Consider the following 11,298-nt stretch of genomic DNA (forward strand, 5'->3'; position numbering starts at 1 on the left):
GCGGTCGTCGCCGTCCCTCCGTCGCCGCGCGGCGCGGTGCGGCCAGGAAGCTTCACCGGCGGCGCCCACCCGGGCGCCCCGGCCAACAACAACGACGCGGCCCAGCCGCGCACGCAGGACGAAGGAGAAGGGACGGGATGAGCACAGTGCGCCTCGAGGCGGTGAAGACCGGCATGGACCAGAACACCGACGCCGGACAGGCCGGAAGCGACCGGGAGATCCCGATGCAGCCGGCTTCCCAGGACATCTGGGACAAGAAATACCGGCTCAAGACCAAGGCCGGCGTGCCGGTAGACGCCGACATCGACGGCACCTACCAGCGCGTCGCCCGCGCCCTGGCCGACGCCGAGCCGAGCGCCGAGAAGCGCCGCTACTGGAACGAGCGCTTCGTCTGGGCGCTGCGCCGCGGCGCGATCCCCGCCGGCCGCATCACCTCCAATGCCGGCGCGCTGGAGCACAAGCCCGCGACCAGCACCATCAACTGCACGGTCAGCGGCACCATCGAGGACTCGATGGACGGCATCCTGGAGAAGGTCCACGAGGCCGGGCTGACGCTCAAGGCCGGCTGCGGCATCGGCTACGAGTTCTCGACCCTGCGCCCGCGCGGCGCGTTCGTCGCCGGCGCCGGCGCCTACACCTCGGGGCCGATGTCGTTCATGGACATCTACGACAAGATGTGTTTCACCGTGTCCTCCGCCGGCGGCCGCCGCGGCGCGCAGATGGGCACCTTCGACGTCTCCCATCCCGACGTGCGCGACTTCATCCGCGCCAAGCGCGAGGACGGGCGCCTGCGCCAGTTCAACCTCTCGCTGCTGATCACCGACGGCTTCATGGACGCGGTCGAGCACGACGCCGACTGGCCGCTGGTGTTCCCGATCAACGAGCAGGAGGCCGGCGACCTCGACCTGGCCGACGCCGCCAGCGTGGTCTGGCGCGACTGGCCCACGCACAAGCACTACATCGTCCGCGACGACGGCCTGGTCGCCTGCAAGGTCTACGGCCACATCAAGGCGCGGCACCTGTGGGACATGATCATGGTCTCGACGTACGACTACGCCGAGCCGGGCTTCATCCTGATCGACCGCGTCAACGAGATGAACAACAACTGGTGGTGCGAGACCATCCGCGCCACCAACCCCTGCGGCGAGCAGCCGCTGCCGCCCTACGGCGCCTGCCTGCTGGGCTCGGTCAACCTGACCAAGTTCGTGCGCAAGCCGTTCACGGACGAGGCCAGCTTCGACTGGGACGAATACAAGGAAGTCGTGCGCGTATTCACCCGCATGCTCGACAACGTGGTCGAGGTCAACGGCCTGCCGCTGCAGCGCCAGCGCGACGAGATCATGCGCAAGCGCCGCCACGGCATGGGCTTCCTCGGCCTGGGCAGCACCGTGGCCATGCTGCAGATGAAGTACGGCAGCAAGGCCTCGTGCGAGTTCACCGAGCGCATCGCCCGCGAGATGGCGGTGGCCGGCTGGGAGATGGGCCTGGCGCTGGCGCAGGAAAAAGGCCCGGCGCCGATCATGGCCGAGGAGTTCGAGGTCACCGCCGAGATGCTGCGCAAGCGCCCGGAGATGGCGAAGGACGGCTGGAAGGTCGGGCAGAAGGTGCCCGGCCGCGTGCTGCACGCGCGCTACAGCCGCTACATGCAGCGCCTGGCCACGGTGGCCCCGGAGCTGGTCGACGCGCTGGCCGAGACCGGCGCCCGCTTCACCCACCACAGCTCGATCGCGCCCACCGGCACCATTTCCCTGAGCCTGGCCAACAACGCCAGCAACGGCATCGAGCCGTCCTTCGCCCACCACTACAGCCGCAACGTGATCCGCGAGGGCAAGAAGACCAAGGAAAAGGTCGACGTCTGGTCCTACGAGCTGCTGGCCTACCGCGCGCTGGTCAACCCCGCCGCGGTGCCCTTCGCCGAGGACCCGGCGGCGAAGCTGCCCGACTACTTCATCGCCGCCGACGACATCACCCCGAAGGAGCACGTCGACGTCCAGGCCGCCGCGCAGAAGTGGGTGGACTCCTCGATCTCCAAGACCGCCAACGTCCCCACCGACTACCCCTACGAGGACTTCAAGGACATCTACCGCTACGCCTACCAGCAGGGCTTGAAGGGCTGCACCACGTTCCGCTTCAACCCGGCCGCCTTCCAGGGCGTGCTGGTCAAGGAGCAGGACCTGGAAAACACCCTGTACCGGTTCGAGCTGGAGGACGGCAGCGTGGTCGAGGTCAAGGGCAACGAGCAGATCGAGTACGACGGCGAGCTGCACACCGCCGCCAACCTGTTCGACGCGCTCAAAGAGGGCTACTACGGCAAGTTCTGAGGGCTGCCGCGCGGGGCCGGGGCGTGCCTCGCGCCGGCCGCCGGCGGCAGCGGCCGGGAGGCGCCGTCACCGCCTCCGGATGGAACCCGGGCCGTGTTCCATCGCCGTCCTTCCCGTCGGCCCGGCGCGGACGCGCACGCCCCCTGCGCGCCCGCGGCAGGTATAGCATCGCGGGTGCGCCCCGGGGCGGCGCAGCAGGCGCGGTTCACAGCAGCTTCCAACAGCCAGACGTTTCCAGACGAGGAAGACACATGAGCAACGGCAACGGGGTGACGGCGACCCTTTCCAACGCCGCCGAAGCGGTGGCCGAAACGGCTTCGGAAATCGGCAGTGCGGTGGTGAAGACGGCGGGCAATGCGGTCAAGACGGTGCGCACCTCCGCGAAGAAAGCGGAGAAAGCCGCCAAGAAGACCGTGAGCAAGGCGCGCAAGGCGGCGAAGAAGGCGGTCGGCACGGCGAAGAAGAAGCTCGCCAGCGCCAGCGCCAGCGCCAAGCAGGAAGTCGCCGCGCTCAAGCGCGCCGGCAGCGCCAAGAAGCGCGCCGCCAAGAAAGCGGTGAAGAAGGCCGCGAAGAAGGCGACCGCAAAGAAGGCCGCGGCCAAGAAGGCCGTCCGCAAGGCGGTGAAGAAAGCCGGAACCGCCGCCCGGCGCCCGGCCAAAAAGGCCGCCGCAAAGAAGGCGCCGGCCCGCAAGGCCGCCCCGGCACGCAAGGTCGCAAAGAAAGCCACGAAGAAAGCCGCCAAGCGCCCGGCCAAGAAGGCCGTCCGCAAGGCAGTGAAGAAGAAGTAGGCGCCGCCTCCCTCTCCCCGCCGCAGCGGGGAGAGGGACCGCTGCGCGCAGCGCAGCAGGGTGAGGGGTGAGTCATCGCGCCCCTCGCCGCCGCCAGGCAGCCCGCACCACCGCCGCACCCCACAGCAACAGCCGCTCCCAGGAACACACATGGCCGTCAAGATCGACCAGAAAATCAAGGGCTACGCCGTCGTCACCGCCGAGGACAAGGCCAAGGCCGTGCAGGCCGAGGCGGTCTCGCGCAGCGCCGCCGAGGCCGGGCTGCCCGCCGAGCCGCACGTCGCCGACGTGATCCAGATGCACGAGCGCATCGAGCGCCCCGAGGTGCTGATCGGCAGCACCTACAAGATCAAGTCGCCGCTGGTGGAGCACGCCATGTACGTGACCATCAACGACATCGTGCTCAACGCCGGCAGCGAGCACGAGCAGCGCCGCCCGTTCGAGATCTTCATCAACTCCAAGTCGATGGAGCACTTCCAGTGGATCGTCGCGCTCACCCGGATCATGTCCGCGGTGTTCCGCAAGGGCGGCGACGTCACCTTCCTGGTGGAGGAGATGAAGGCCGTGTTCGACCCCAAGGGCGGCTACTTCAAGGCCGGCGGCGTGTACATGCCGTCGCTGGTGGCCGAGCTGGGCAGCATCGTCGAGGACCACCTCAAGTCGATCGGCATGATCCACGACCCCGACATGAGCCCCGAGCGCCGCGCGCTGATCGCCGAGAAGCGCCGCGCCTACGACGAACGCTCAAAAAAAAACGCTGAAATAAGCACCGCCGGCGAGATGGGCGGTGCGATGGTGGACCCCGCCGCCGCGCACGAGGAAGACATCGAAGTCACCGGCGAGGGCGCCTCATTCCCGCCGAGCGCGACCATGTGCCACAAGTGCAGCGCCAAGGCGGTGGTGATCATGGACGGGTGCGCGACCTGTTTGAATTGTGGTTATTCGAAGTGCGGGTGATGAATATCACTTGAAAGCATATTGAGGGTCAGGCACAGACATGAGCCTGACCCTTTTTCTTTTCGGGCAGCAGTTGTTGGGCTACCTCCGCCATGAGCATCGATATGAGTTTTCCTATATGCCTTGCCGCAACGGTTTCCGCTCACAACGGTTCCTACCAGCGACGCATAACCCTAAATAGGGGTCTTACCGTCCTGCTTGGTCCCAACGGATCCGGGAAAACCCATCTATTGAGATCACTAAAGAATAGCCTGCCTGCGCATATGGCCGGCAAACAAGTGCGTTTTCTTTCTGCGGGTCGAATGGGACTCATGGAGCGTTTTCGTTCGGACTACGACGGACAGCGTGGAAATATTAGGTATGACGAGGCTACCTACGGAAGCAAGGCGGATGCCGCTCGGCGACACCGAACGGAAACATTGAGTGGCGACTTTCAGACGCTCGCTGAACGCGCGGATATCCTCATAAAGATCCAGGAGCGCCTCAGAAAACTATTCCGACGTGACGTTCTAATTGACTGGGATGGAGGAAATCTCAAGGTTTCCTTCTCTCGAACCGATCATGCGGGTAACCCCTACTCCTCCGGCCGTGAAGCTTCTGGGTTAATGCATTTGGTCGGCATTTTGGCCGCCCTGTATGACGATGATGTAGGAGCACTTCTGCTCGATGAGCCAGAAGTTTCAATGCATCCCCAGCTTCAGGCATTTCTCTTGCGTGAAATGATTGGAGTCGCGGGTTTTCCAGCAGTTGGATCAAATAAGAAGATTATTGTTATTGCCACGCATTCAACCGAGATGCTTCAGATTCAGAGTGCCGACGATCTGTCATCGCTGGTTTTCTGCTACGACCTTGCTGTTGACCCGGTGCAAATTGAGAATGACGCGGCTGAGCTCAAGAACAAGAAGATTCAAGGCCTAATTTCTAGGTTGGGTCAGGAGCACAAGCTCTCGCTATTCTCTAAGAGGCCGCTGCTGGTGGAGGGGCCGTCCGACGTGATCATTTGCAGTGCTCTTGCGCAGAAGGCTAACGTGCATCTTGAGGGGGCTGGATCGCAACTCCTTCCCGTCATTGGGAAGGGGCAGATGCCAATAGTTGTAAAGTTGCTTCGTTTGCTTGGCAAAGAGCCGATCTGTCTTGCAGATGCTGATGCAATTGCAGACGGGCTTGATCTAGCGAATGCCTACATTGCTGATGATCAAAAGGCGGCAGATATAGCCGGAACGCATGGATTCTGCGATGCCAACACGATGGCATCCAGCATATTCTCTGACTTCTGCAAACTGGTTGAGGCTCGTTGGGAAGAGGTGGCGTCTTATGCAGAGTCTCACTCATACTGGATCGAACGAAGTCAGAGCGAGGAAGTGCAGGCAAAGCGCAGAGCAACACTCTGCACACTATTCCTGATTGCCGACTGTGAGCTAGAAAAGCTAGCTGATGATAGGGCGTGGATTCAAATAAAGCAGCGCTTTAAGGTGCTGTTCGAAATGTTCGCAGAGTGCGGGCTTCATATCCTGCGAAAGGGTTCAATTGAGTCCTACTACAACGAAGGTGACTGCAGCCGTTCAATCGGAAAGCCCATTGATGCGGTTAACGAGATCGGTCGTTTGAATGAGTTGAGCGGCTCGACAATTGAGACTCAATACGCCGACGTCCTCCGGTGTCTGCGCTATGCGGCCAGCGTCGAGCCAATTCGTGAAGCTGACGCACTTAGGGATCTGTTGCTTTCAGTAGTTGCTCCAGCGCATGCGCGACTAAAGGCCGGTGAAGAGTCGTACGATTTTAATATGCTCGCGCGCCAGATCCTTGGGGATCGCTCGAAGATATTTCGCCTAAGTGTGATAGATAGGAAATTAGTAGTTGAGATCGCAAGCAAGATTATCGATTTGGGCAGGTTCCCAATTTCAATTGCGCGAGATGAAGATCCTCTTGCTCGAATCAATGCGGCGCTAGCTAGCTCATGATCACAGACATTTGAGAGGAATAGGGGATGGGGGAGTTAGCGGCGATGACTTGTTTCAATATTTTCCGCTGCATGGCCCTTGCGACTGAAAAATAGGGGTTAGAGTGCAATTTTCTACGGGTAAGCCGTAAACCGGGAGCGGACCCGGGTTCGCCGGCGATGCCACAGGGAAGCGCACCGACAAGGGCGTTACGCAGTACCAATCGTAGCTGGACCGACAGCGACAGCAGGGGACAACCATGATTCCACGTCGTGCCTTCGCGGCCGCGTTGCTTTGCGCCTCGTTCTGCATGCCCGCGTTCGCGGCGGAGGATGCCGCGGCGCCCACGGTGCAATGGGTGATGCCGTGGAAGGCGGGGACCACGCTGGTGTACGCGATGGAAGACACCACGACCGAAGTGCGGGGCGACCAGCGTTCGCGTTCGCGCTCGACCTCGACCACCGAGGTGCGCATCACCGAAGCGTCGAAAGAGGGATTCGTGCAATCCTGGACGGGCACGGGCGGCCGGTTCCAGGTGCTGGAGGGGGACCGCGCAGCCGAAGCGCTGATGCAGCAGTTCGCCAGTGCGTTCGACGGCGTCGCCCTGGAAGTGCAGTTGAATGCAGCCGGCAACTACGCACGGGCCGGCAACATCGCCGAACTGGCGCCACGCCTGCGCGAGGCGTTCCTCGCCGGGGCGCAACTCGGGCTCGACCAGCAGTTGGCGAAGACGGGTGAGGACGTGAGCGGCGAAGCGCGGCTGAAGGCAATGGAACGCATGCAGGGCATCGTCGACCGCATGACCGCACCGGCCGTGCTCGAGGCGATGCTCACCCGCAACGTGCAGTGGTACAACGGCTTCGTCGGCATCGACGTCGAGCCGGACGAGACCTACGAGTTGCACACCGAGCTACCGAATCCGTTCGGTGGCCCCACTTTTCCGGCGACGCTGACCTTCTCGCTGGCTGTCTCCTCTGAGGACCCCGAAGACCTGTTCGTGTCGTTCGACCAGCGCATCGATCCGGAGAAGGGCAGGGCCGCAGTGATCGGCGCCACCCGCGCGCTGCTCGGCGAGGACGTGCCTGAAAACAGTTTGCAGGCGCTGGCATTCTCGATGGTGGACGAGGGCCTGTTCGTGGTACATCGCCCGACGGGAACGGTCGAGATGTTCGAGGCGGTGCGCACCACCAAGTTCGGCGACTTCGAGAAAGTGGAGCGCCACCGGCTGCGCCTGACCAGCGGCGGCCACGGCCACGTCTGGCGCGACGAGCAGGAAGCCGAGGCCGCTGCAGCAAAATAGGGGTCAGAGTGCAATTTCCGTCCAAGCCGACGTGGGATTCCGCGCGCGGCGTCCTGGGCCGGTTGTCTGAACCGATGCACAGCGCGGGCGACGCTGCGCCGGTAGCGCGTCCAAAAAAACACTCCCGCATCACCGCGCCGCGGCTATCACCTTGCGCACGCTCTGCAACGGAGGCGGTCATGCGCAAGTCGATCCTCGGGTTGGGCCTGGTCCTGGCGACGTCGCTCGCGGTGGCGTCAGGGGTGGAAAACAAGTGGCGCCTGGAAGTCAGCGGCGACGCCGAATCCGCCGGCCGCATCGTGCTGGAGCTGGCGCCGGCGCAGGGCGAGCCGCTGCGCGCCACCGCGCAGATCGTCGCCGGCCGCAGCGAGAACGGCGTGGCCCGCGACCTTGCCGCGGCGCTGCAGGCGCAGGCCGGCCAGCGCTACAACGTCGAGGTCGACGACGGCGAGGACGTGCTGGTCAAGAAGCGCGACGGCGAGCGCGACTTCGTGATCACCATCGTCGAGAACAGCGTGCGCGGCGTGCGCATCGAACCCGACGCCGAGTAAGCCGGCCGCGCGTCGCTGCCGCGGCACCGCGCGGCGCCGACGGCCGGGCCGGCGCGCTCGCGGGCACGATGGCGTGGGTCAACTGGACAGCAGCAGCGGCAATGGCGCCTGCTCCAGCACCGTGCGCGTGGCGCCGCCGAACACGATTTCGCTGATGCGCGCGCGGCCCATCGCGCCCATCACCAGCAGGTCGGCGTCCAGCGCCGCGCAGCGGGCGAGCAACACCGCGCCGGCGTCGTCGCCCTTGCACTGCTCCAGCGCGACCGGCACGCCGTGGCGCGCCAGGTGCGTGGCCATGTCCGCGCCGGGATCGGCGCCGAGCAGCGTGCGGGTCTTGGCTTCCGGCACGACCACCAGCTGCACGCTTGCGGCCGCGGCCAGCAGCGGCATGGCGTCGGCGATGGCGCGGGTGGCCTCGCGCCCGCCGTTCCAGCCGACCACGATGCGCTGCGGCAGCCGTTCGCCGGGCCAGCTGTCCGGCAGCAACAGGCACGGGCGACCGCAGGCTAGGAGCATCTGCTCCGACAGGCCGAGCGCCGAGACGTCGTTGCGCTGCCGCTGCGGCGGCCCGAGGACGGCGAAGTCCGCATGCCGTGCGTGCAGCATCAGGGCCTCGCCGCTCTCGTCGCGCGAACTGCGGAACTCGGCGCTGAAGCTGCGCCGCTGGGTGAGCGCTGCGAACTCGGCGCGGGCGCTGTCGAGCGCCGCGGCCGCGGTGGCCTCGTGCTCGGCGAGCATCTGCGTCAGCGCCGGGCCGGCGGCAAACCCGGCATGCGGATCCAGCGCCAGCGGGCGGACCACATAGGTCGCGATCAGGTGCGCCTGCCAGTGGCGGGCCAGCGCGGCGGCGAACGCGAGCCGCCCGGCCCAGGCCTGGCGCTCTTCGAGAAACACGACCAGATCCTTGGGCACCATGGCGTTCGCTCCCTTGCGACGGACCCAGTGTCGCGGCCCGGCGCGGCGGCTTTTTGACCCGGATCAACAAGCCGCAACGCGGCCGCGCCGCCGGCGCAATCGCCTGCGATACTGCGGCCCATCGGGGAACAGGGGAAGACCATGCTGCGTTTCATCGCTGCCATCGCGCTGGTGCTGGCATCGGGCCTTGCCGCGGCGCACGCCGGGGAAGTCGCGCCGGTCACCGTCGGCGCCACGCAGGTGCGGATCGCGGTGCCGGACGGCTACCTGCGCGGCAGCGAGAAGGCGCCGGCGCTGTACGCGACCTCGGTGGCGGCGCTGCCGCCGCCGATCCGCCTGGTCGAGATGCTGCTCGACGAGGGCGACCTCAAGCGCATGCTGACGGGCCAGCCCGCGGCCAAGCCCTACCTGCAGGTGCAGGTGCTGCGCGATGCCGAGGCGCTGGAATTCAATGCCGAGGAATGGGCCGCGCTGCAGCCGCAACTGGCCGCGCAACTGGGTGCCACCGACCTCGATGCGGCCACGCAGGCCATGCAGGCCGGCATGGGCGAGCGCATGGGCGCCGCGTCCGGGACCACGGTCGAGGTCGCCTTCGGCGAGGTCGGCAAGCCGCAGGTGTATTCGCAGGCCGGCGGGGTGATCCGCTTCGCCGTGCGCCTGCCGATCGCCGGCAACGTCGCCGGTCAGCCGGTGCAGATGGTGGTGGACTGCGCCGGCGCCGCGCTGCTGCTCGACGGCAAGCTGCTGATGCTCAACGCCTACCTGGTCGAAGAAGACGAACCGCAAGCCAGCATGGACCGCGTGCGCGCCTTCCTCGCCGACGTGGTCGAGCGCACCCAGGCGCTGCGGGCGGCGCCGCAGACCGGCGCTAAAACGGCGACGGCCGCCGGGCAACGCTGATTCGCGCGCATTACCGGCCGCGGCCTGCGGCTTCCCGTGTCCTGCGTTGCTTCCCGTTTGCGTTTGGATTCATTGGCCGTATCGGCGGCCATCCAAGGGGAGGACGGGAGATGAGCGGACGCCTGCGGGAACTGCTGGTCATCATCGGCGCGCTGCTGCTGGGGGCGACGGCGCATGCGCAATCCACCGCGACGCAGCAGGCCGTGGGCACGCAGCCCGCCGCCCCGGCGTTGCGGCTCGCCACGCCGCCGCGGATCGCGCCTGCCGCTGGGGCACAGTCGACGACGCTGCAGGCGCTGCCGCCGGAACTGGCGCGGCGGATGCGGCAGGGTGCGGCTGCGCCGGCGTTCCGCCCGCTGGCGACCAAGCTGCAGCGGCTGCCGGCCGACCTGGGCAAGCTGCAGGCCGAGGATGCCGGCGCGCCGTTCCGCATCGGCCCCGGCGTGGCGGCCGCGTCCGGCAGCGACTGGTCGGCGGCGTACGCCACCTTCGGCAGTGCGGCCGGGCCGGTCTACCTGTTCGCCGACGAACGCTTCCAGCGCACCGGCCAGCTGATCGGTCGCGCCGGCATCAGCTTCCAGGCGCGCGCGGGCTATCGCTACCTGATCGACTGCGCGGTGGCCGAGGCGCCGGAGTTCGAAGTGAGCCTGCAGGTGCCCGGCGCGGCGGAGCAGAGCCTGCGCCAGGCGCCGACCGCGGGCCTGCTGAGCGTGGTGACGCCGCCGGCTGCCAGCAGCGGGAAACTCGCGCTGGGCCTGCGCGCGCTGCGCGCCGGCAGCGCGTACTGGGACTGGTACGGCTGCGAGGTCACGCCGCTGCGCGCGGGCCGCTGACGGTCCGCGCGGGCTTGGCCGGCCGCGGGCGACCCGCGGCTTGACCCATGTCAGGGCCGCACGCCGGGGGCGCCGGCAAGCTGGCAAGCCCATCCCGCGGGCGTCGCCATGACCGAGTCTGCCTTCGAATACGCGCTGCAGCGCTGGGGCGGCGCGGCCGAGTTCCGCCAGGCCGCCGGCCTGGACGGCCGCCTGCCGGCGCGCGGGACATCGGACGACGGCGGCCGCGGCAGCGGCGGCCCGCGTCCGGTCGCAGCGCCGGAGCCGACCCGATGAGTGCCGCGCTGCCGCTGGTGTATTCGTGCTCCGGCTGCTCCAGCGCCGCGCAGATGGCCAACCATCTGGCGCTGCGGCTCGACCGCGACGGCGCGGCGGAAATGTCGTGCATCGCCGGGGTCGGCGGCGGCGTCGCCGGGCTGGTGCGCACCGCGCAGGCCGGGCGTCCGATCCTGGCGCTGGACGGCTGCGTGCTCAAGTGCGTGTCGGCGTGCCTGGCCAAGGCCGGGGTGGTGGCCGATACCCACGTGCTGCTGTCCGACCACGGCGTCAGGAAGCGCAAGCACGCCGACTTCGACCCGGACCAGGCCGCGGCCGTGTACGCGCACGCGGTGCTGCCGGCGGCGCAGGCGCTGCGCCCGCGCAAGGCGCCGGCCGGCGGCGCCAGCGATCCACCCGCAGGCCGCCAGGCCGCGCCGGCCGCGGTGCCCGGCCACTGAGTTTCCGGCGCGCCGCGGAGCGGCCCGCCCGTCCCCGCACGCGACGGATCGCCGTCCCCACTCCCTACCCGCAGGAA

Annotated in this window: 11 protein-coding genes; 10 read left to right on the top strand and 1 reads right to left on the bottom strand. The window is 67.0% G+C overall.

Going from position 1 to position 11,298, the window contains the following annotated elements:
• Positions 1–137 precede the first annotated feature (137 nt).
• From D0Y53_RS11410 to D0Y53_RS11435, 6 genes are all read left to right on the top strand, one after another.
• Positions 138–2,321 carry an adenosylcobalamin-dependent ribonucleoside-diphosphate reductase gene (locus D0Y53_RS11410; RefSeq protein ID WP_117203448.1) on the top strand — a complete coding sequence of 728 codons (2,184 nt, stop codon included), beginning with the start codon at positions 138–140 and terminating at the stop codon, positions 2,319–2,321.
• Between the two features lie 23 nt (positions 2,322–2,344).
• Positions 2,345–3,109 (top strand): hypothetical protein, encoded by a 765-nt coding sequence (locus D0Y53_RS12905; protein ID WP_158550649.1) that lies wholly within the window; start codon positions 2,345–2,347, stop codon positions 3,107–3,109.
• Between the two features lie 150 nt (positions 3,110–3,259).
• Positions 3,260–4,066, top strand: a complete 807-nt coding sequence (locus tag D0Y53_RS11420) for a TSCPD domain-containing protein (RefSeq protein ID WP_117203450.1) — start codon at positions 3,260–3,262, stop codon at positions 4,064–4,066.
• A 92-nt stretch (positions 4,067–4,158) separates the two neighbouring features.
• Positions 4,159–6,027, top strand: coding sequence for an ATP-dependent nuclease (locus D0Y53_RS11425; RefSeq protein ID WP_199492057.1), 1,869 nt, complete (start codon positions 4,159–4,161; stop codon positions 6,025–6,027).
• A gap of 238 nt (positions 6,028–6,265) precedes the next feature.
• A complete protein-coding gene (locus D0Y53_RS11430; RefSeq protein WP_147319064.1) occupies positions 6,266–7,306 on the top strand; it encodes a hypothetical protein in 1,041 nt (346 codons plus the stop codon).
• Positions 7,307–7,485: 179 nt separating this feature from the next.
• Complete coding sequence (locus D0Y53_RS11435; protein ID WP_117203452.1) at positions 7,486–7,857, top strand: hypothetical protein; 372 nt, start codon at positions 7,486–7,488, stop codon at positions 7,855–7,857.
• Positions 7,858–7,935: 78 nt separating this feature from the next.
• Here D0Y53_RS11435 and D0Y53_RS11440 read toward each other — a convergent pair whose 3' ends face one another.
• Positions 7,936–8,772 carry a universal stress protein gene (locus D0Y53_RS11440; protein ID WP_199492058.1) on the bottom strand — a complete coding sequence of 279 codons (837 nt, stop codon included), beginning with the start codon at positions 8,770–8,772 and terminating at the stop codon, positions 7,936–7,938.
• Positions 8,773–8,913: 141 nt separating this feature from the next.
• Here D0Y53_RS11440 and D0Y53_RS11445 point away from each other — a divergent pair, with 141 nt between their 5' ends.
• From D0Y53_RS11445 to D0Y53_RS11455, 4 genes are all read left to right on the top strand, one after another.
• A complete protein-coding gene (locus D0Y53_RS11445) occupies positions 8,914–9,672 on the top strand; it encodes a hypothetical protein (protein WP_117203453.1) in 759 nt (252 codons plus the stop codon).
• Between the two features lie 110 nt (positions 9,673–9,782).
• On the top strand, positions 9,783–10,505 hold the full coding sequence (locus D0Y53_RS11450; RefSeq protein WP_117203454.1) for a hypothetical protein: 723 nt from the start codon (positions 9,783–9,785) through the stop codon (positions 10,503–10,505).
• Between the two features lie 108 nt (positions 10,506–10,613).
• Positions 10,614–10,781 (top strand): hypothetical protein, encoded by a 168-nt coding sequence (locus D0Y53_RS12910; protein ID WP_158550650.1) that lies wholly within the window; start codon positions 10,614–10,616, stop codon positions 10,779–10,781.
• Positions 10,778–11,221, top strand: a complete 444-nt coding sequence (locus D0Y53_RS11455) for a putative zinc-binding protein (RefSeq protein WP_117203455.1) — start codon at positions 10,778–10,780, stop codon at positions 11,219–11,221. Before D0Y53_RS12910 ends, D0Y53_RS11455 begins: the two co-directional genes overlap by 4 nt.
• Positions 11,222–11,298: the final 77 nt, after the last annotated feature.

It is taken from the genome of Cognatiluteimonas weifangensis (assembly GCF_003416885.1).
In the GTDB taxonomy this organism is placed as follows: domain Bacteria; phylum Pseudomonadota; class Gammaproteobacteria; order Xanthomonadales; family Xanthomonadaceae; genus Cognatiluteimonas; species Cognatiluteimonas weifangensis.

Excerpts from the sequence above, each read along its gene's own strand:
- D0Y53_RS11455 (WP_117203455.1), top strand. The coding sequence starts at position 10,778 with ATGAGTGCCGCGCTGCCGCTGGTGTATTCGTGCTCCGGCTGCTCCAGC.
- D0Y53_RS11430 (WP_147319064.1), top strand. The coding sequence starts at position 6,266 with ATGATTCCACGTCGTGCCTTCGCGGCCGCGTTGCTTTGCGCCTCGTTC.
- D0Y53_RS11450 (WP_117203454.1), top strand. The coding sequence starts at position 9,783 with ATGAGCGGACGCCTGCGGGAACTGCTGGTCATCATCGGCGCGCTGCTG.
- D0Y53_RS11440 (WP_199492058.1), bottom strand. The coding sequence starts at position 8,772 with ATGGTGCCCAAGGATCTGGTCGTGTTTCTCGAAGAGCGCCAGGCCTGG.
- D0Y53_RS11420 (WP_117203450.1), top strand. The coding sequence starts at position 3,260 with ATGGCCGTCAAGATCGACCAGAAAATCAAGGGCTACGCCGTCGTCACC.
- D0Y53_RS11435 (WP_117203452.1), top strand. The coding sequence starts at position 7,486 with ATGCGCAAGTCGATCCTCGGGTTGGGCCTGGTCCTGGCGACGTCGCTC.
- D0Y53_RS12910 (WP_158550650.1), top strand. The coding sequence starts at position 10,614 with ATGACCGAGTCTGCCTTCGAATACGCGCTGCAGCGCTGGGGCGGCGCG.
- D0Y53_RS11425 (WP_199492057.1), top strand. The coding sequence starts at position 4,159 with ATGAGCATCGATATGAGTTTTCCTATATGCCTTGCCGCAACGGTTTCC.
- D0Y53_RS11445 (WP_117203453.1), top strand. The coding sequence starts at position 8,914 with ATGCTGCGTTTCATCGCTGCCATCGCGCTGGTGCTGGCATCGGGCCTT.
- D0Y53_RS11410 (WP_117203448.1), top strand. The coding sequence starts at position 138 with ATGAGCACAGTGCGCCTCGAGGCGGTGAAGACCGGCATGGACCAGAAC.